We start from the raw sequence: 18,930 nt of genomic DNA on the forward strand, positions 1-18,930 counted from the left end.
CGCTTACGAGAGGATCACGGCAGCATGTCTTTTCAGCTTGAGAAGCCCGAAGTGGACTTCCCCGAGGGCAACCCGCCGGCCGACCTGGAGATCGTCGAGATCTGGGAGGGCCAGGGCGAGGAGGCCAAGGCGGGCCAGCAGGTCTCCGTCCACTACGTCGGCGTCGCGTTCTCGACCGGCGAGGAGTTCGACGCCTCCTGGAACCGCGGCCAGGCCTTCCAGTTCCCGCTCGGCGGCGGCCGGGTCATCAAGGGCTGGGACCTCGGCGTGGCCGGCATGAAGGTCGGCGGCCGTCGCCGGCTGACCATCCCCGCCCACCTCGCCTACGGCAACCAGAGCCCCACCCCGGCCATCAAGCCGGGCGAGACCCTGATCTTCGTGGTCGACCTGCTGGGTGTGAAGTAGGGCGATAGCAGGACCGGGCGACGCAACGCTCGCACCGTAGGGCCCCGACACGTGTGTCCGGGGCCCTACGATTTCGGCGCGCCGAGAACGCGCTTGCGGATCAGCCTCGATGCGACCCCATCCTCGCCCTGTAAACGGCTGCGGATCAGGCGGCTCCGGGCACGCCCGCGGTCGCCCGCGTCCAGCCCCTCCGGGGACTGATGCCCGGAACCCCGCAGCAGACAACCTGGGGTTGTCTGGATCCGCCAGACAACCTAAGGTTGTCTCATGGAGAACTCGCCGAGCCCCTTGAACGCTCTCATCGCCCAAGTCCTCGACGCACACCCGGGCGCCGATCCGCTCGCCCGCGTGGAGGCCGCCTGTCAGGCCGCCGCCGACCTCGACGAGGTCGCCGACCACCTGGTCGGCCACTTCGTCGACGAAGCCCGCGGCGCCGGCTTCACCTGGACGCAGATCGGTGAGCACATCGGCGTCACCAAGCAAGCCGCCCGGAAGCGGTTCGCCCCCCGAGACGTCCCGGACAAGATCTCCGACACCGCCGCCGCCAGGGGCGACGTCTTCGGCCGCTACACGGACCGCGCCAGACACGTCGTCGTACTCGCCCAGGAGAACGCCCGGCAGCACGGGCACCCCTTCATCAGCACCGAGCACATCCTGCTGGGAATCTGCCAGGAAGACCGAGACATCGGCGCGGCGGCCATCAAGGCATGCGGCGTGCGCGTCACCGACCTCCAAGCCGCCATCACCACCCGGCTCGCGCCCGCTTCCAGCCACCTCCAAGGACACATCCCCTTCGCCCAGGAAGGGAAGAAGACCCTTGAGCTGGCGGCTCGTGCGAGCCTGCTTCTGGGGCACGACCAGATCGGAACCGGGCATCTGCTGCTGGGACTGATCGAGGAGGGCACGGGTCTGGCCGCCCAGGTGCTCGCCGAGACGGGGGTCACCGCGGAACGCGCCCAAGCGGAGATCGTCCGGCTGCTCAGCGCCTGAAGCGCCGGCCCGACTCCAACCGTGCGGCGGCAGTAAGCCGTCGCACGCCGCCAACACCAACCGAACCCAGCACGAACCAGGCGGCGCCTCATCGCCACAGTCGCGAAGCGGCGATTCCCCTCACGCGAATCAGGCCTCAGCCTCAGCTCAGCGCGTCCACGATGTCGACCACGAACACCAGCGTGTCGCCGCCGCGAATGCCTGCCGCGGGGACGCCCTTGCTGCCGTAGGCCGCGGCGGCGGGGATGACCAGCAGGACTCTGTCGCCGACGTGCCGGCCGGCGAGGCCGGTGTTCCAGCCGGAGATCACCGTGGTGCTGCCGAAGACGAAGCTGGTGATCTGCTTCTGGGCGAAGGACGAGTCGAACTGCTTGCCGGTGTTCCAGTCGACGCCGACGTACTGGACCATCAGGCGCTGGTCGGTCGCGATCCGGGCGCCGCTGCCGGGGATGAGCACCTTCGAGGTGGCGGTGGTCGGGGCGGCGGTGCCGGTGGGGATGGTGACGGTGGGGGCGGCGGCGCCGGGGTTGCCGGAGACCTTGGGCAGGCCGGCGTCGGTCTGGGCCGCCATGGTGCCGGTGATGTCGGCGGTGCCGGGGTAGGCGCCGACGACGTCGAGGACGTAGATGAGGTCGTCCTTGCCGGTGATGCCGTAGGCGGTGGCGCCGTTGGCACCGAAGGCGCCGGAGGGCGGCGTGACGATCTCGACGCGGCTGCCGATCGTCACGTGCGGGAGCACCTGGTTCCAGGACGTGAGCGAGGTGGAGGAGCCGAGGACGAACTCCTGCGTCTTGTTCGGGGTCTTGTCGGTGCTGTACGTGCTGCCGATCAGCTTCGCGCCGGTCCAGTCCATCAGCGTGTAGTTGACGACCACGGCGTCGCCGTTCGCGAGCTGGGCACCGTTGCCCTGCATCAGGACGCTGGAGACCACGCTCGTCGGAGCGGTCACGCCGTGCGGGATCGTTATCGCGGCCTGCTCCCCCACCGCGCCCGAGACCGTCGGCAGGTCCTGCGGGGTCGAGCCGCCACCGCAGCCTGCCAGCAACCCGCCCACGCCCGCGACCGCGAGGAACGCGGCGAGCAGGCGGGCGAGACGGCGTCGTGGACTCACTCCGGGTAGCTGCACGCGCACAGACTACCGGGAGCCACGCGGCTACATGGACGCGATGAGCTTATCCACCCTTTCGTCCACCGAGCGGAACGGGTCCTTGCACAGCACGGTCCGCTGCGCCTGGTCGTTCAGCTTCAGATGCACCCAGTCGACCGTGAAGTCGCGGCGCTGCTCCTGTGCGCGCTTGATGAATTCGCCGCGCAGCCGGGCGCGGGTGTTCTGCGGCGGTACCGACTTGGCCGTGAAGATGTCCAGGTCCCGCGCGGTGCGCTCGACCAGTCCCTTGCGCTCGAGCAGGTAGTAGAGCCCGCGCCTGCGGCTGATGTCGTGGTACGCGAGGTCCAGCTGCGCGATGCGCGGGTGCGCGATCGGCAGGTCGTACTTCTCCTGGTAGCGCTGGATCAGCCGGTACTTGATCGCCCAGTCGATCTCGCGCTCCATCTTGGACAGGTCCTGCTGCTCGATCGCGTCCAGGGTGCGCTCCCAGAGGTCAAGCACCCGGGCCACGGTGCCGGTACGCAGGTCCCTGCGATCCGCGAAGTCCGCCGCCTTGGCCAGGTACTCGCGCTGGATCTCCAGCGCGGTCGCCTCCCGGCCGTTGGCCAGCCGCAGCTTCTTACGGCCGGTCAGGTCGTGGCTGACCTCGCGGATGGCCCGGATCGGGTTCTCCAGCGTCAGGTCCCGCATCACCAGGCCGACCTCGACCATGCGCAGCACCAGGTCGGTCGCGCCGACCTTGAGCAGCATCGTGGTCTCGCTCATGTTGGAGTCGCCCACGATCACGTGCAGCCGCCGGTAGCGCTCGGCGTCGGCGTGCGGCTCGTCCCGGGTGTTGATGATCGGGCGGGAGCGGGTGGTCGCCGAGGAGACGCCCTCCCAGATGTGCTCGGCCCGCTGGCTCACGCAGTAGACCGCGCCGCGCGGGGTCGGCAGCACCTTGCCCGCGCCGCAGATCAGCTGACGGGTCACCAGGAAGGGGATCAGCACGTCCGCCAGCCGGGAGAACTCGCCGTGCCGGGTGACGAGGTAGTTCTCGTGGCAGCCGTAGGAGTTGCCGGCCGAGTCCGTGTTGTTCTTGAACAGGTACACGTCCCCGGCGATGCCCTCCTCGTGCAGCCGCCGCTCGGCGTCGTGCAGCAGGCCCTCGAGGATCCGCTCGCCGGCCTTGTCGTGCACGACGAGTTCCTCGATCGAGTCGCACTCCGGGGTGGCGTACTCCGGGTGCGAGCCGACGTCGAGGTAGAGGCGGGCGCCGTTGCGCAGGAAGACGTTCGAGGAGCGCCCCCAGGAGACGACCCGGCGGAACAGGTAGCGCGCCACCTCGTCCGGGCTCAGCCGACGCTGGCCGCGAAAGGTGCAGGTGACGCCGTATTCGTTCTCTAGTCCGAAGATCCTACGGTCCATCAGGCCCCTCCTGGGGTAGGGCTGCAATGGTGCGGGAGCCGTGCCGCGCACGCGGTGCCGGCACGGGCATCCGTCAGTTGTCGTCGTCGCCGGTGGGTTCGTCTTCGCTGTCCGTGTGCTCGGCGCCGCCGTCGATGGCCTCGTCGATCAGCGAGTTGGCGTCGAGCTCCTCGTCGCCCTGCGCGGCCTCGGCGTTCTCCTCGGCCTCGCCGTTCTCCTCGAGCGCCGCCTCGTCCGCGCCGGGCTCGTCCTCGAGCAGCGCGGTCAGATGCGCGCCGAGCAGCCGGCGGAACTTGCGCGGCTGCTTGCGGTCCCGGTCCAGCACCGCGACCTCGAGCTGAGCCGGGCTCAGTTCGCGCGGCTCGCCGTTGCCGTGCTCGGCGAGCGCGGAGACCGCGGTGCGCAGCGCGGCGCCGAGGCTCGGGTTCTCCGTGTACGTCCCCTCCAGGACGCCGGAGACCGCGTCCGCCGCGCCGCCGATGACGACGAAGCCGTGCGCGTCGGTGACCGAGCCGTCGTAGGTGACCCGGTAGATCTGGTCCTGCTCGGCCCGGTCGCCCACCTCGGCGATCACCAGCTCGGCCTCGTAGGGCTTGCCGCCGGCCTCGGAGAAGATGTTGCCGAGCAGCTGGGCGTACGCGTTGGCCAGGCCGAGCGCGGTCACGTCGCGGCGGTCGTAGAGGTAGCCGCGGGTGTCGGCGAGCCGGACGCCGGCCTGCCGCAGGTTCTCGAACTCGTTGTAGCGCCCGGCGGCGGCGAAGCCGATCCGGTCGTAGATCTCGGACATCTTGTGCAGCACCCGGGAGCGGTTCTCCGCGACGAAAAGGATGCCGCCGTCGTAGTTGAGCACCACGACCGACCCCCCGCGCGCGATGTTCTTGCGCACGAAGTCGGCCCGGTCCTTCATCAGCTGTTCGGGCGAGACGTAGAACGGCGTGCTCACGTGGGTTCCTCGTCAGTCTTCTTAGGCGTCAGTGGAGGCTCGGCGGGCTAACGGAGCGGTGCGTTGGGGCCGTCGGGGCGGCGGTGCCGGGCGTCCACGACCTCCTGGACGAGTTCGGCGATCTCGGACTCGGGAAGCCGGTGGTAGCCGTCCTCGCTGACCACGCCGATGACCGGGTAGATGCGCCGGGTCAGGTCGGGCCCGCCGGTGGCCGAGTCGTCGTCGGCCGCGTCGTAGAGCGCCTGGATGGCCGCGGTGACCGCGCCGGTGGCGTCGAAGTCGGCGCGGTAGAGCTTCTTCAGCGCGCCGCGCGCGTAGACCGAGCCGGAGCCGACGGTGTGGAAGTTGTGCTCCTCGTACTGGCCGCCGATCGGGTCGTAGCTGAAGATCCGGCCCTCGGCGGTCTCCAGGTCGTAGCCGGCGAACAGCGGGACCACGGCCAGGCCCTGCATGGCCAGGCTCAGGTTGCCGCGGATCATCGTGGCGAGCCGGTTCGCCTTGCCGTCCAGGGAGAGCGTGGTGCCCTCGATCTTCTCGTAGTGCTCGAGTTCGACCTGGAACAGCCGCACCATCTCCACCGCGAGGCCGGCGACGCCCGCGATGCCGACGCAGGAGTACTCGTCCGCAGGGAAGACCTTCTCGATCTCCCGGGAGGCGATCACGTTGCCCGCCGTGGCCCGCCGGTCGCCCGCCATCACGACGCCGCCGGGGAAGGTGAGCGCGACGATCGTGGTGCCGTGCGGCGCGTCGAAGGGCAGCGGGCCGTTCGGCACGCCGAGCGAGGCGGCGCGCCGGCCGGGCAGGTACTCGGAGTTGTATCCGGCCAGGAACTCGGTGAAGGAGGTGCCGGTGCCCGCGAAGGCCGCGCGCATCAGCCCATAGTCGCCGGCCGCCCCGCCCGACCAACCAGTGCTTTGTGTTCCCACGAGCTCCCTCTCTTCAGGTAGGCCGCCGCCGTGACCCTCGGTCGGCACACGTACTACTGGTCTGATTCAGCCCCAACGTTACCGCCGAAGCGCCCGATGCCCCCGTCCTCACGCCGCGCCCGCACGATTCCAGCGCGCCCGTCGCGGGCGGGTGCGGATTCTACTGTCCACCCTTTTGCACAAAAGACCTGACAAAGCTCTCGGCGTCCGACTCGAGGACCTCGTCGATCTCGTCCAGCACGTCCTCGACATCCTCGGAGAGCCGGGCCTGACGCTCCTTCAGCTCGCTGGTCTGGTCGACGACCTCCTCGTCGACCTCCTCGCTCTGCCGGGAGGCGCGCTCCTGCCCGCCCGTGTCCTTGGCTGCCATCCGGACCACCCACCTCTCTCGCACCACGGCTCAGTTCCGCACACACTGGTCTTGGCACCGACCCTACGCCGGTCCACCGACAGCGGGAGCGGATTTCCCGCACCGCTCTTGGATCATCCCTGCCCCTCCTGCGGGGCGTTCACACGTTCGGCCCTGCGACCGGGATCGTCCCCTGGCGCAATCGTGACTCTCCCGGCATAACGGCGAACCGCCGGGTTTCGTTCCGTCCCGGCGTCGAGGGCCCCGGCCCGGCTCGCGCGCCGGGCCGGGGCCCTCGATCAACGTCTGCTAGCTCCCCGAGGTCAGCTCGCGGACCAGGTCGCTGGCCGTTCTGCAGCGTTCGATCAGCCCCTGGACGTGCTGCTTCGTGCCGCGCAGCGGGTCGAGGGTCGGGATCCGCTGCAGCGACTCGCGCTCCGGCAGGTCGAAGATCACCGAGTCCCAGGACGCTGCGGCCACCGAGTCCGCGTACTTGTCCAGGCAGCGGCCGCGGAAGTACGCCCGGGTGTCCTCAGGCGGCAGGTCCACCGCCGCCAGGATCTCCTCGTCGGTGACGATCCGCTCGAACCGCCCGCGCGCCGCCAGCCGCTGGTAGAGCCCCTTGGCCGGGCGCACGTCGGAGTACTGCAGGTCCACCAGGTGCAGCCGGGCCTCCTCCCAGTCCAGGCTGTCGCGCTGCCGGTAGCCCTCGAGCAGCTCCAGCTTGGCCACCCAGTCCAGCTCCCGGCGCAGCAGCATCGGGTCGGCCTCCAGCCGGGTGAGCACCGACTCCCAGCGGTCCAGCACCTCCTGGGTGACCGGGTCCACGTCAGTCCCGTAGCGGTCCTCGACGTACTTGCGGGCCTGCTCGAAGTACTCCATCTGCAGCTGAACCGCCGTCAGCTTCCGCCCGGAGCGCAGCTTCACGAGGTGCTTGAGCGTCGCGTCGTGCGAGACCTCGTGCAGCGTGCGCACCGGCTGATCCACCGTGAAGTCGGCGCCGATGAACCGGTCCTCGATCATCGCGAGCACCAGCGAGGTGGTGCCCATCTTGAGGAAGATGGAGACCTCGGCGAGGTTCGCGTCCCCGATGATCACGTGCAGCCTGCGGTGCTTCTCCGGGTCGGCGTGCGGCTCGTCGCGGGTGTTGATGATCGGCCGCTTGAGCGTCGTCTCGAGGCCGACCTCCACCTCGAAGTAGTCGGCGCGCTGGGAGAGCTGGAAGCCGTTCCCGCGCCCGTCCTGCCCGATGCCGACCCGCCCGGACCCGGCGAACACCTGCCGGGTGACGAAGAAGGGGGTGAGGTGGCGGACGATGTCGGCGAACGGGGTGGAGCGGGAGACCAGGTAGTTCTCGTGGGAGCCGTACGAGGCGCCCTTGTTGTCGGTGTTGTTCTTGTACAGGTTGATCGGCAGCGAACCCGGCACCAGCGCCGCGTAGCGCGCCGCCTCGGCCATGATCAGCTCGCCGGCCTTGTCCCAGATCACCGCGTCCCGGGGGTTGGTGACCTCGGGGGTCGAGTACTCCGGGTGCGCGTGGTCCACGTAGAGCCGCGCGCCGTTGGTGAGGATGACGTTGGCCAGGCCCGAGTCCTCGTCCGTGAGCTGGCTGGAGTCGGCCAGTTCGCGGGCCAGATCGAAGCCGCGCGCGTCGCGCAGCGGGTTCTCCTCCTCGAAGTCCCAGCGAGCCCGCCGGGCCCGCTGCATGGCGGTGGCGTAGGCGTTGACGATCTGCGAGGAGGTGAGCATCGCGTTGGCGTTCGGATGCCCCGGCACCGAGATGCCGTATTCGGTTTCGCTGCCCATGACCCGTCGTACGCTCATGGCGACCAGCTTAGGCGTGCGCGGCAGCGGAGGGGACCAGCTTCGACCACGGTTTCTCCCCGAGTCTGCACGAGGCGCGACGACCGTGTCGCGCCTCGTGGACGGGTGTGACTAGAGGTACTGCCCGGTGTTGGTGACGGTGTCGATCGAGCGACCCGTCTCGGCACCCTTCTTGCCGGACACCAGGGTGCGGATGAACACGATCCGCTCGCCCTTCTTTCCGGAGATCCGGGCCCAGTCGTCCGGGTTGGTGGTGTTGGGCAGGTCCTCGTTCTCCTTGAACTCGTCGAGGCAGGCCCCGAGCAGGTGCGAGATGCGCAGGCCCTTCGCGGCGTGGTCGAGGAAGTCCTTGATCGCGGCCTTCTTCGCCCGGTCGACGATGTTCTGGATCATCGCGCCGGAGTTGAAGTCCTTGAAGTAGAGGACCTCTTTGTCCCCGTTGGCGTACGTGACCTCCAGGAAGCGGTTCTCGTCGGTCTCCGAGTACATCCGCTCGACGGTGGACTGGATCATCGCGCCCACCGCGGCGGTACGGTCGCCGCCGTTCTCCCGCAGGTCGTCCTCGTGCAGCGGGAGGGTGCTGGTGATGTACTTCGAGAAGATGTCCTTGGCCGCCTCGGCGTCCGGCCGCTCGATCTTGATCTTGACGTCCAGCCGTCCCGGCCGCAGGATCGCCGGGTCGATCATGTCCTCGCGGTTGGAGGCGCCGATGACGATGACGTTCTCCAGGCCCTCGACGCCGTCGATCTCCGACAGCAGCTGGGGCACGATCGTGTTCTCCACGTCGGAGGACACGCCGGAGCCGCGGGTGCGGAAGAGCGAGTCCATCTCGTCGAAGAACACGATGACCGGGGTGCCCTCGCTGGCCTTCTCACGAGCGCGCTGGAAGACCAGGCGGATGTGCCGCTCGGTCTCGCCGACGTACTTGTTGAGCAGCTCGGGGCCCTTGATGTTGAGGAAGTAGCTCTTGCCGGCCTCCTTGCCGGACAGCTCCGCCACCTTCTTGGCCAGCGAGTTCGCCACCGCCTTGGCGATGAGCGTCTTGCCGCAGCCGGGCGGGCCGTAGAGCAGCACGCCCTTCGGCGGACGCAGCTCGTGCTCGAGGAAGAGCTCCTTGTGCAGGTAGGGCAGCTCCACCGCGTCGCGGATCTGCTCGATCTGCCCGGACAGGCCGCCGATGTCGTGGTAGTCGATGTCCGGGACCTCTTCGAGGACCAGGTCCTCGACCTCGGACTTCGGCACCCGCTCGTAGACGTAGCCGGAGCGCGGCTCGAGCAGCAGCGCGTCGCCGGCCCGGATCACCGAGTCGAGCAGCGGTTCGGCGAGCCGGACCACCCGCTCCTCGTCGGTGTGCCCGACCACGAGCGCGCGCTCGCCGTCCTCGAGCAGCTCCTTGAAGGAGACGATCTCGCCGACCTTCTCGTAGCCGTGCACGGCGATGATGTTCAGCGCCTCGTTCAGCATGACCTCGCGGCCGGGCTGCAGGTCGCCGAGCTCGACACCAGGGGCCACCGCGACGCGGAGCTTGCGTCCGCCGGTGAAGATGTCGACGGTGCCGTCCTCCTGGGCCTCGAGGTACACCCCGAAGCCGCTCGGCGGCTGGGCGAGCCGGTCGATCTCCTCCTTGAGCGCGAGGATCTGGTCCCGCGCGTCCCGGAGGGTGGCGACGAGGCGCTCGTTCTTGGCGGTCAGTCCGGAGACCGTGACCTGGAGCTCGCTGATGCGATCCTCCAGGGCGCGGTTGCCGCGCGGTGTCTCCGCCAGGCGGCGGCGGAGCAGGGCGACCTCCTGTTCCAGGAAGGCCACCTGGCTGAGCGCGTCCTGGGCGGAACCCGGCTCGTTGCCGAGCGGTCCGCCTCGACCCGCTCGGGAGCCGGGGCGCAGGGGCTTGTCGTCTTCGTGGGCTGGCACGGTCCTTCACCTCCTCGCGGAGTGCTGCTGCGACGTTAGAACGTGACTACCAGGCTCGGACCCCGTCCAAACCGGGATCTCGGCCGGCGTCCGCGGAGCCGCTGCTCGGGCTTCCGGTGTCGCCAACACTGCCATCATGTGGATTCCCCTTCGCCGCTCGTTCATGTAGACGGTCGGGCAACCCGTTCGGATCAACGCCGTTGTCGGATCCGTACCGGAGCACGATCATTACCCGCCGTTCCCCTCGTTGTCGAGAGCATTCCACGCGACGCGGCCCGGATGTCACCATCTCGGGTCGAGTTGTTAGGGTTCACGGTAGAGCGAACGCGGATTGGGGATGACGGCCCGAATGAGCGAGGACCTAGAGGTCTGGATCGACCAGGACCTGTGCACCGGGGACGGCCTGTGCGTGCAGTACGCGGCGGACGTGTTCGAACTCGACATCGACGGCCTGGCGTACGTGAAGGACGGGGACGGCGAGCTGCGGCTGGCGGCCGGGCAGCGCGTCCCGGTGCCCGCGGACCTGGTGCTGAACGTGATCGACTCGGCCAAGGAGTGTCCGGGCGAGTGCATCCACGTGCACCGGCGCTCGGACGGCGCGCCCGTCGCCGGGCCGCTCGCGGAGGACTGAAACCCGCCCGCGGCGTGAGTAATCTGACACAAGCTCAGGCCGGGGCTTGGGTCGCCGCGGATTGACGGGCTGCGATCAAGCGGCTACGGCAGGTCGCCGCGGCGGGCGATTCGGGCCTGGCGCGCCTCAGCGTCGTCCGCCGGCAGCTCGTCCGGCGCCGCGCCGTCCCAGGCGTCGCCGAGTTCGGCCGCGGCCTTGGCCGGGCGGCGGCGGCGGACCGGCAGCTCGACGCCGTCGGCGATGCGGCGGGCGGTGACCAGGAAGCCGGTGTGCCCGACCATCCGGTGGTCCGGCCGTACCGCGAGGCCCTCGACGTGCCAGGAGCGGAACATCGTCTCGAAGGGCGCCGGCTCGGCGAAGCGGCCGTGCTCGCGGATGGCCTCGACGGTGCGCGAGAGCTGGGTGGTGGTCGCCACGTAGCAGATCAGCACGCCGCCGGGCACCAGCACCTTGGAGACGGCGTCCACGCACTCCCAGGGCGCCAGCATGTCCAGCACGACCCGGTCCACCTCGTCCGGCCGCAGCGCGGCGACCAGGTCGCCGACGGTCAGCGTCCAGGCCGGGTGCTCGGCGCCGAAGAAGGTCTCGACGTTCTTCGCGGCGATCTTGGCGAAGTCCTCGCGCCGCTCGTAGGAGTAGACCCGGCCGCCGTCGCCCACCGCGCGCAGAAGCGAGCAGGTCAGCGCGCCGGAGCCGACGCCCGCCTCCAGCACCCGGGCGCCCGGGTAGACGTCCGCCATCGCCACGATCTGCGCGGCGTCCTTCGGGTAGACCACGGCGGCGCCGCGCGGCATCGAGAGCACGTAGTCGGCCAGCAGCGGGCGCAGCGCGAGGTAGTCCATGCCCCCGGTGGAGTGCACGACGGTGCCCTCCGGCTCGCCGATCAGCGCGTCGTGGTCGAAGTAGCCCTTGTGCGTGTGGAACTGCTTGCCGGGCGTGAGCGGGAAGGTGTGGTGCCTGCCCTTGGTGTCGGTCAGCTGGACCAGGTCCCCCGGCCGGAACGGTCCCTGCCGGTGGGCCTTGCCGGTTTCTTCGTACGTTTCGCTCACCGGCGAATTCTATCTGCCCAGGAAGGCGTGCTCGACGTCCGCGGCGGACAGCACTCCGAAGATCGCTCCGTCGGGCTCGGTGACGAGGTACTCGGGGGCCGGGGTGGCGCGCAGGGCCTGCAGCAGCGACTCGCCGGACAGGTCCGAGGTGAGCGTCATGCCGGGGCGCAGCGCCCGGGAGAGCGTGCCGACCTGCACCCAGGGGTGCCGCTCGAGCGGGGTCGCGGCGACGGCCGCCTCGTGCACGATCGCGGTCGGGGCGCCGTCGTGGTTCACGATGAGCAGGCTGCGCGCACCGACGGAGGCCGCGCGGCGCAGCGCCTCGGACAGCGGCACGTCCGAGGACACCGGGATCGCGCGGCGGGTCAGGGTGCGCGCGTGCAGGGTGGGGATCCGCTCGCGCAGCTTGGCGACGGTCAGCGACTGGCTGGCGCCGATCCAGATGAACGAGGCGATGAAGGCGGCCCACACGAGCGTGTACAGGCCGGAGCCGCTGGTCGCGTTTCGGGTGGTGAGCATCGCGTAGATCAGCACGCCGACGGCCAGCGCGCGCCCGGCCCACGCGGCGGCCGCGGTGCCCGCGAGCGGCTTGCGGGTGATCGCCCAGACCGCCGAGCGCAGCACGCGTCCGCCGTCCAGCGGCAGGCCGGGAAGCATGTTGAACACCCCGACCACCAGGTTCGACACCCACAGCGCGGTGACCAGGTACTGGCAGGCGGCGAAGGCGACGGACGAGGTCGGATGGTCCATCAGTTTCCAGACCCCGAAGAAGATCCCGCCGAGCGCGAAGGAGAGCGCGGGACCGGCCACCGCGACGGCGAACTCGCGGCCGGGGGTGTCCGGCTCCTTCTCGATCTCCGAGACGCCGCCGAGGAAGTAGATCACGATGCGCCGGACCGGCAGCCCGAAGCTCTTCGCGACGACGGAGTGGGCCAGTTCGTGCAGCAGCACCGAGAGGTAGAGCAGCACCGCGAAGCCGAAGGCGATCGCGTAGCGCCAGTTGCCGAACGCGTCGTCGCTGATGTCCTGCCCGAAGTAGTACGTGATGAACGCGGCGATCAGGAACCAGGTCGGGGAGACGACGATGGGGATCCCGAACGGCGCACCCATCTGGATGCCGCCGCCCGCTGAGCGGTGGGGATCCGGCCGCCCGCCGTTGTTCTGGTTGTCATCGCTCACACAGGCGATGCTACGGGTTACTCAGCTCCCACGTGTCACCTGCCCCGGCCGCGGCCGGGTTCCGGAGCAGCGGCGATCAGCATCGTCGGGTTCTGTCGGAGGAGCGCACTAAGGTTGGCGGACATGGGTGAGATCGAGGTCGGCGCGCAGCCGGAGACGGAGTTCGCCGCGCAGTCGGAGGCCGAGGCTGAATTCGCCGCGGACGGCGCGCTGTTCGACGCCGGTCCCGGCATCGTCAAGCTGCCCGCCGCGCTCTCGCCCTCGCGCGCCGGGGACTTCCAGCAGTGCCCGCTGCTGTTCCGGTTCCGCGTGGTGGACAAGGTCCCCGAGCCGCCGAACGCCGCCGCGACGAAGGGGACTCTGGTGCACGCCGTCCTCGAGCGGCTCTTCGACCTGCCCGCGACGCAGCGCACGCCGGGCGAGGCAGTGGAGCTGCTGCGGCCGCAGTGGGAGCGGCTGCTGGCGGAGAAGCCCGAGCTCGGCGGCCTGTTCGCGACGGACGAGGAGCGGGCCGGCTGGCTCGCGGAGGCCGAGAAGCTGCTCGGCACGTACTTCACCCTGGAGAACCCGACCCGTCTCGAGCCGGCCAAGCGCGAGCTGTTCGTCCGCGCCCCGATGGGCGAGGGCGAGGATCGCCTGCTGCTGCGCGGGTTCGTCGACAGGCTGGACGTGGCGCCGAACGGGATGCTGCGCGTCGTCGACTACAAGACCGGCAAGGCTCCGCCGCCGGGATATGAGGAGAAGACGCTCTTTCAGATGAAGTTCTACGCCCTCGTGCTGTGGAAGGTGCGCGGCGTCGTGCCGAAGCGGCTGCAGTTGCTGTTCCTCGGCAACGGCGAGGTGCTGACGTACGACCCGACCGAGGCCGACCTGCTCGCCGTCGAGCAGCGCATCGCCCGGATCTGGTCGGCGATCCGCGCGGCGGCCGAGGCGAAGCGGTGGGAGCCGAAGCCCTCGAAACTGTGCGGCTGGTGCAGTTTCCGCGCGCTGTGTCCCGCGCAGGGCGGCGAGACGCCTCCGGTGCCTGAGGTGCGGATCGTGCCGACGACGGCGTGACCTCGTGACTCCGCATTCGTCCGCCGGTGCGCGATCGCTCAGTGCGCGATGAGCAGGATGCCGAGGACGACGCCCGCCGAGGCGGCGAGGCGCAGCCGGCCGAAGCCCTCCTTGAGGACCAGGGCGCCGATGGCGGCGCCGATCAGGATGCTGGTTTCGCGCAGCGTGGCCACTCCGGCGAGGGTGCCTCTGGTCTGCGCCCACAGGACGAGGGTGTAGGCGGTCAGCGAGATCACGCCGCCGCCGAGTCCGCGCGCGGTGTCGACGCGGAGCGAGGAGAGGAACGCACGGCGGCGGAGCGCGGCCGTGACGCCGAGGATGACGATCGCCTCGGTCAGGAAGACCCAGCAGGAGTAGCCGAGGACCGTGCCCGCCTTGCGCACGGCCACGCCGTCCACGACCGTGTAGCTCGCGATCGCGCAGCCGGTGCCGACCGCGGCGAGCACGGCCGGCAGGTCCGCCCTGGTCGGCAGGCCGTTGGACAGGGCCAGCGCGAGCAGGCCGGCCGAGACGACGGCGATGCCGAGCGCTTCGAGGCCGGACATCCGCTGCCCGACGACGAACGTGGCCACGAGCGCGACGAGCACCGGCGAGGTGCCGCGGGCGATCGGGTACATGCGGCCGAACTCGCCGAGCTTGTAGGCGAGCACGAGGCCGAAGGAGTAGAGCACCTCGAGTGCCGTGGACAGCGCGATGTAGGGCCACACGACGCGGTTCGGCATCGGCAGGAACGGCAGCGCCACCGCGCAGCACAGGCCCGCGGCCGCGGCGATCAGCGTGATGGCGGTGAGCCGGTCCTTGGAGGTGTGGGCGAGGGCGTTCCACACGGCGTGCAGGAGCGCGGATCCGAGGACCACGGCCACAACCATCGGCGTCATGGGTGAAAGCTAGCACCAGAAATTACGCCTGGTCGACAACTTGTATGTACAAGTTGTCGACCAGGCGTCGTTGCGATCGGCCGCCGAATCAGCTGAGGGCGGCGAGATACGCCAGGTCCACGCCGTCCAGCGAGGCCGCCCTGGTCACCCGCGGCCGGCCCGGCACCGTGACCGCGGCGTGCGGCACGGCCAGCACCCGGCAGCCCGCCGCCGCGCCCGCCGCGATGCCGATCGGCGAGTCCTCGATGACCACGCAGTCGGCCGGATCCACGCCGAGCAGTTCGGCCGCGAGCAGGTAGGGCTGCGGGTCCGGCTTGCCGCGGTCCACGTCGTCGCCGGAGACCGTGTGCCGGAAGAAGTCCGTGCCGATCGCGCCGAGGCAGGCGTCGACGATCTGCCGGGAAGAGGCGGACACGAGCGCGGTGGGCACGCCCGCGACCTGCAGCTCGACCAGCAGCTCCTTCGCGCCGGGCAGCATCTCCAGGCCCTGCGAAAGCTGCTCGACCATCGCGGCCTCGATCTTCACGTTCAGCTGCTCCCAGGTCAGCGGGATGCCGCTGACGCCGACCAGGTACTTGCAGGAGACCTCGTTCGGCTGGCCGAGGACGTGCTCCCAGTGCTCCCGGCCGAGCTCGAAGTCGAATTCGGCCAGCAGCCTGACCTCGGTGTCGAACCAGACCGGTTCGGAGTCGATCAAGGTACCGTCCATGTCGAACAGTACGGCGGTCGGCTCAGGCATTGAAGTACTTCGCTTCCGGATGGTGGATGACGATCGCGTCGGTGGACTGCTCGGGGTGCAGCTGGTACTCCTCGGACAGCTCGACGCCGATCCGGTGGGGTTCGAGCAGATCGACGATCTTGGTTCGGTCCTCGAGGTTCGGGCAGGCGCCGTAGCCGAGCGAGAAGCGCGCGCCGCGGTATTCGAGCTTGAGCATGCCGTCGATCGTCGCCGGGTCCTGCGACCCGAAGCCGAGCTCGGCGCGCACCCGCGCGTGCCAGTACTCCGCGAGCGCCTCGGTGAGCTGGACAGACAGGCCGTGCAGCTCCAGGTAGTCGCGGTAGGCGTTCGCCTCGAACAGCTTCGCGGTCTCCCCGGCGATCCGCGAGCCGACGGTGACCAGCTGGAAGCCGACGACGTCCGGGCCGTCCGGGCTCTCGGCGGGGCGGAAGAAGTCGGCCAGGCACAGGTGCCGGTCGCGGCGCTGGCGCGGGAAGGTGAAGCGGGTGCGCTCGGCGCCGTTCTCGTCCAGCACGATCAGGTCGTCGCCCTTGGACACGGCCGGGAAGTAGCCGTACACGACGGCGGCCTCGAGCAGGTTGTCGGTGTGCAGCCGGTCCAGCCACATGCGCAGCCGCGGCCGGCCCTCGGTCTCGACCAGCTCGTCGTACGACGGCCCGTCTCCACCACGCGAGGCACGCAGCCCCCACTGCCCGAGGAATGTCGCCCGCTCGTCGAGCCAGGAGGCGTAGTCGCCGAGCTGGATGCCCTTGATCACCCGGGTGCCCCAGAACGGCGGGGTCGGGATCGGGTTGTCGACCGCCACGTCGGAGCGCGCGGGCATCTGCTCGGGCTCGGTGACCTCGAGCCGGTTGCCGGTCGCGTGCACCCGGCGCTCGCGGCGCGCCGGCAGCGCGGCGCCCGGGGCACCGGTCTTGATCGCGGCGACGGCGTCCATCAGCCGCAGGCCCTCGAAGGCGTCGCGCGCGTAGCGGACCTCGCCCTCGTACACCTCGGCCAGGTCCTGCTCGACATACGCCCGGGTCAGCGCCGCGCCGCCGAGCAGCACGGGCCAGCGCGCGGCCACGCCGCGGGCGTTCATCTCCTGGAGGTTCTCCTTCATCACGACCGTGGACTTCACCAGCAGGCCGGACATGCCGATGACGTCCGCCTTGTGCTCCTCCGCGGCCTCGAGGATCGCCGCGATCGGCTGCTTGATGCCGATGTTGACGACGGAGTAGCCGTTGTTCGTCAGGATGATGTCGACGAGGTTCTTGCCGATGTCGTGCACGTCGCCCTTGACCGTGGCCAGCACGATCGTGGCCTTGCCGGAGGAGTCGGTCTTCTCCATGTGCGGCTCGAGGTGCGCGACGGCGGCCTTCATCACCTCGGCCGACTGGAGCACGAAGGGCAGCTGCATCTGGCCGGAGCCGAACAGCTCGCCGACCGTCTTCATGCCCGAGAGCAGCACCTCGTTGACGATCTCCAGCGCCGGGCGCTCCCGCAGCGCCTCGTCGAGGTCCGCCTCCAGGCCGAGCCGTTCGCCGTCCACGATGCGCGCCTGCAGCCGCTCGTCCAGCGGCATCGCGGCGAGCTCCTGGGCGCGGGTCTCCTTGGACGAGGCGGCCGACACGCCCTGGAACAGTTCGAGCAGCCGGGACAGCGGGTCGTAGTCCGCGGTGCGCCGGTCGTAGATGAGGTCGAGCGCGGCCTCGCGCCGCTCCTCCGGGATCCGGTTGATCGGCAGGATCTTCGAGGCGTGCACGATCGCCGAGTCCAGGCCGGCCTCGCTGCACTCGTGCAGGAAGACGGAGTTGAGCACCTGGCGGGCCGCCGGGTTCAGGCCGAAGGAGATGTTCGACAGGCCGAGCGTGGTCTGCACGTCCGGGTGGACGCGCTTGAGTTCGCGGATCGCCTCGATCGTCTCCAGGCCGTCGCGCCGGGACTCCTCCAGGCCGCTGCCGATGGTGAAGGTGAGGCAGTCCACCAGGATCGCCGACTCGGGCACGCCCCAGTTGGTCGTGATGTCCTCGATCAGCCGCTCGGCGATCTCCACCTTCTTCGCGGCGGTGCGCGCCTGGCCCAGCTCGTCGATGGTCAGCGCGACCACTCCGGCGCCGTGCTCGGCGGCCAGCGTCATGATCTGGGCGAAGCGGGATTCCGGTCCGTCGCCGTCCTCGTAGTTCACCGAGTTGAGCACGGCCCGGCCGCCCAGGCATTCGAGACCGGCCCGGAGCACCGCGGGCTCGGTGGAGTCGAGCACGATCGGCAGTGTGGAGGCGGTGGCGAAGCGCCCGGCGAGCTCGCGCATGTCGGCCACGCCGTCCCGGCCGACATAGTCCACGCACAGGTCGAGCAGGTGCGCGCCGTCCCGGATCTGGGCGCGGGCGATCTCCACGCAGGCGTCCCAGTCCTCGACGATCATCGCCTCGCGGAAGGCCTTCGAGCCGTTCGCGTTGGTGCGCTCGCCGATCGCCAGGTAGGAGGAGTCCTGCCGGAAGGCCACCGACTGGTAGAGCGAGGCGGCCGAGGGCTCGGGCTGCGGGTTGCGCGCGGGGGGCACCGTGCCGTGCACGCGCTCGACGAGCTGGCGCAGGTGCTCGGGCGTGGTGCCGCAGCATCCGCCGATCAGGTTCACGCCGTAGTCCGCGATGAACCGCTCGTGCCAGGAGGTGAACTGCTCCGGGGTCAGCGGGTAGTAGGAGCCGTCCTTCGTCAGGATCGGCAGGCCCGCGTTCGGCATGCAGGACAGGCCGATCTGCGCGTACTTGGTCAGGTGGCGCAGGTACTCGGGGTACTCCTCCGGGCCGGTCGCGCAGTTCAGTCCGATGACGTCGATGCCGAGCGGCTCGAGGGCGGTGAGGGCCGCGCCGATCTCGGTGCCGAGCAGCATCACGCCGGTCGTCTCGACCGTCACCGAGACGATCAGCGGCAGGTCCGTCCCGGCGGCGGCCATCGCCCGCTTGGCGCCGACCACGGCGGCCTTGGCCTGCAGCAGGTCCTGGCTGGTCTCGATGATCACGCCGTCGACGCCGCCGGAGATCATGCCCTCGACCTGCGTCTGGTAGCCGTCGCGCACGGTGGCGAAGGGGATGTGGCGCAGCGAGGGCAGCTTCGTGCCGCCGCCGGCCGAGCCGAGCACCCAGCGCGGGCGCTCCGGGGTCGCGAAGGAGTCGGCGGACTCGCGGGCGATCCGAACCGCGGCCTCGGCGAGCTCGAAGATCCGGTCCTCGAGCCCGTACTCGCCGAGCGCGGTCCGGTTGGTGCCGAAGGTGTTCGTCTCCACGCAGTCGATGCCGGCCGCGAAGTAGGCGTCGTGGATCCCGCGCACGACGTCGGGCCGCGAGACGCTGAGGATCTCGTTGCAGCCCTCGTGTCCCTGGAAGTCCTCAAGGGTCAGGTCGACGCCCTGGAGCATGGAGCCCATGGCCCCGTCTGCGATCACGACGCGCTCGGTGAGCGCCTGGCGGAGCGATGCGGCGCGGCTGCTGCTCATCACTGACCCTTCGGCTAGATCGGGAACCACGAGACGCGGGGGAAACCCGCTTACGCTCTA

General features: G+C 70.1%; 16 protein-coding genes. 4 read left to right on the top strand and 12 right to left on the bottom strand.

The features are described 5' to 3' along the window. Window positions 1–24: 24 nt before the first annotated feature. Both VG296_RS28910 and VG296_RS28915 read left to right on the top strand, forming a co-directional pair. Window positions 25–405 carry an FKBP-type peptidyl-prolyl cis-trans isomerase gene (locus VG296_RS28910; protein WP_325571491.1) on the top strand — a complete coding sequence of 127 codons (381 nt, stop codon included), beginning with the start codon at window positions 25–27 and terminating at the stop codon, window positions 403–405. A 267-nt stretch (window positions 406–672) separates the two neighbouring features. Continuing rightward, window positions 673–1,395 carry a Clp protease N-terminal domain-containing protein gene (locus tag VG296_RS28915; protein WP_325571492.1) on the top strand — a complete coding sequence of 241 codons (723 nt, stop codon included), beginning with the start codon at window positions 673–675 and terminating at the stop codon, window positions 1,393–1,395. A gap of 142 nt (window positions 1,396–1,537) precedes the next feature. On the opposite strand, the gene VG296_RS28920 is transcribed toward VG296_RS28915, so the two are convergent. The 7 genes from VG296_RS28920 to arc all read right to left on the bottom strand — a co-directional run bounded on the left by VG296_RS28920 (window position 1,538) and on the right by arc (window position 9,863). Continuing rightward, on the bottom strand, window positions 1,538–2,521 hold the full coding sequence (locus VG296_RS28920) for an FKBP-type peptidyl-prolyl cis-trans isomerase (RefSeq protein ID WP_325571494.1): 984 nt from the start codon (window positions 2,519–2,521) through the stop codon (window positions 1,538–1,540). Between the two features lie 27 nt (window positions 2,522–2,548). Beyond that, window positions 2,549–3,910, bottom strand: a complete 1,362-nt coding sequence (pafA, locus tag VG296_RS28925; protein ID WP_325571496.1) for a Pup--protein ligase — start codon at window positions 3,908–3,910, stop codon at window positions 2,549–2,551. 73 nt (window positions 3,911–3,983) lie between these two features. Continuing rightward, the gene (gene prcA / locus VG296_RS28930; protein WP_325571498.1) at window positions 3,984–4,853 is read right to left on the bottom strand and encodes a proteasome subunit alpha; all 870 of its coding nucleotides are present in this window, start codon (window positions 4,851–4,853) and stop codon (window positions 3,984–3,986) included. Between the two features lie 47 nt (window positions 4,854–4,900). After that, a complete protein-coding gene (prcB, locus tag VG296_RS28935) occupies window positions 4,901–5,725 on the bottom strand; it encodes a proteasome subunit beta (protein WP_325571500.1) in 825 nt (274 codons plus the stop codon). A 214-nt stretch (window positions 5,726–5,939) separates the two neighbouring features. Next, the gene (locus VG296_RS28940; protein WP_325571502.1) at window positions 5,940–6,149 is read right to left on the bottom strand and encodes a ubiquitin-like protein Pup; all 210 of its coding nucleotides are present in this window, start codon (window positions 6,147–6,149) and stop codon (window positions 5,940–5,942) included. Between the two features lie 288 nt (window positions 6,150–6,437). Next, entirely contained in the window at window positions 6,438–7,952 is a 1,515-nt protein-coding gene (gene dop / locus VG296_RS28945) for a depupylase/deamidase Dop (RefSeq protein ID WP_325571504.1), read from the bottom strand. A gap of 111 nt (window positions 7,953–8,063) precedes the next feature. After that, window positions 8,064–9,863 (bottom strand): proteasome ATPase, encoded by a 1,800-nt coding sequence (gene arc / locus VG296_RS28950; RefSeq protein ID WP_325571506.1) that lies wholly within the window; start codon window positions 9,861–9,863, stop codon window positions 8,064–8,066. A 349-nt stretch (window positions 9,864–10,212) separates the two neighbouring features. Here arc and VG296_RS28955 point away from each other — a divergent pair, with 349 nt between their 5' ends. Beyond that, window positions 10,213–10,494 (top strand): ferredoxin, encoded by a 282-nt coding sequence (locus VG296_RS28955; RefSeq protein ID WP_325571508.1) that lies wholly within the window; start codon window positions 10,213–10,215, stop codon window positions 10,492–10,494. Window positions 10,495–10,577: 83 nt separating this feature from the next. Here the strand turns inward: VG296_RS28955 and VG296_RS28960 are convergent, their stop codons facing one another. Both VG296_RS28960 and VG296_RS28965 read right to left on the bottom strand, forming a co-directional pair. Further along, a complete protein-coding gene (locus VG296_RS28960; RefSeq protein ID WP_325571510.1) occupies window positions 10,578–11,543 on the bottom strand; it encodes a tRNA (adenine-N1)-methyltransferase in 966 nt (321 codons plus the stop codon). Window positions 11,544–11,552: 9 nt separating this feature from the next. Then, window positions 11,553–12,722 (bottom strand): site-2 protease family protein, encoded by a 1,170-nt coding sequence (locus VG296_RS28965; RefSeq protein ID WP_325571512.1) that lies wholly within the window; start codon window positions 12,720–12,722, stop codon window positions 11,553–11,555. A gap of 123 nt (window positions 12,723–12,845) precedes the next feature. Here VG296_RS28965 and VG296_RS28970 point away from each other — a divergent pair, with 123 nt between their 5' ends. Beyond that, window positions 12,846–13,778, top strand: coding sequence for a PD-(D/E)XK nuclease family protein (locus VG296_RS28970; protein WP_325571514.1), 933 nt, complete (start codon window positions 12,846–12,848; stop codon window positions 13,776–13,778). Between the two features lie 38 nt (window positions 13,779–13,816). On the opposite strand, the gene VG296_RS28975 is transcribed toward VG296_RS28970, so the two are convergent. The 3 genes from VG296_RS28975 to metH all read right to left on the bottom strand — a co-directional run bounded on the left by VG296_RS28975 (window position 13,817) and on the right by metH (window position 18,870). Beyond that, window positions 13,817–14,656, bottom strand: coding sequence for a DMT family transporter (locus VG296_RS28975; RefSeq protein WP_325571516.1), 840 nt, complete (start codon window positions 14,654–14,656; stop codon window positions 13,817–13,819). Between the two features lie 88 nt (window positions 14,657–14,744). After that, complete coding sequence (locus VG296_RS28980) at window positions 14,745–15,395, bottom strand: HAD family phosphatase (protein ID WP_325571518.1); 651 nt, start codon at window positions 15,393–15,395, stop codon at window positions 14,745–14,747. Next, window positions 15,388–18,870, bottom strand: a complete 3,483-nt coding sequence (gene metH / locus VG296_RS28985) for a methionine synthase (RefSeq protein WP_325571520.1) — start codon at window positions 18,868–18,870, stop codon at window positions 15,388–15,390. The genes VG296_RS28980 and metH overlap by 8 nt, the downstream gene beginning before the upstream one ends. Window positions 18,871–18,930 lie beyond the last annotated feature (60 nt).

Source organism: Actinospica sp., assembly GCF_035552695.1.
In the GTDB taxonomy this organism is placed as follows: Bacteria; Actinomycetota; Actinomycetes; order Streptomycetales; family Catenulisporaceae; genus Actinospica.

What these genes read in the sequence shown, in the direction of transcription:
- dop (WP_325571504.1), bottom strand. Translation starts at nt 7,952, where the DNA reads ATGAGCGTACGACGGGTCATGGGCAGCGAAACCGAATACGGCATCTCG.
- VG296_RS28980 (WP_325571518.1), bottom strand. Translation starts at nt 15,395, where the DNA reads ATGCCTGAGCCGACCGCCGTACTGTTCGACATGGACGGTACCTTGATC.
- pafA (WP_325571496.1), bottom strand. Translation starts at nt 3,910, where the DNA reads ATGGACCGTAGGATCTTCGGACTAGAGAACGAATACGGCGTCACCTGC.
- VG296_RS28915 (WP_325571492.1), top strand. Translation starts at nt 673, where the DNA reads ATGGAGAACTCGCCGAGCCCCTTGAACGCTCTCATCGCCCAAGTCCTC.
- metH (WP_325571520.1), bottom strand. Translation starts at nt 18,870, where the DNA reads ATGAGCAGCAGCCGCGCCGCATCGCTCCGCCAGGCGCTCACCGAGCGC.
- prcB (WP_325571500.1), bottom strand. Translation starts at nt 5,725, where the DNA reads ATGCGCGCGGCCTTCGCGGGCACCGGCACCTCCTTCACCGAGTTCCTG.
- VG296_RS28970 (WP_325571514.1), top strand. Translation starts at nt 12,846, where the DNA reads ATGGGTGAGATCGAGGTCGGCGCGCAGCCGGAGACGGAGTTCGCCGCG.
- VG296_RS28910 (WP_325571491.1), top strand. Translation starts at nt 25, where the DNA reads ATGTCTTTTCAGCTTGAGAAGCCCGAAGTGGACTTCCCCGAGGGCAAC.
- VG296_RS28975 (WP_325571516.1), bottom strand. Translation starts at nt 14,656, where the DNA reads ATGACGCCGATGGTTGTGGCCGTGGTCCTCGGATCCGCGCTCCTGCAC.
- VG296_RS28955 (WP_325571508.1), top strand. Translation starts at nt 10,213, where the DNA reads ATGAGCGAGGACCTAGAGGTCTGGATCGACCAGGACCTGTGCACCGGG.
- VG296_RS28940 (WP_325571502.1), bottom strand. Translation starts at nt 6,149, where the DNA reads ATGGCAGCCAAGGACACGGGCGGGCAGGAGCGCGCCTCCCGGCAGAGC.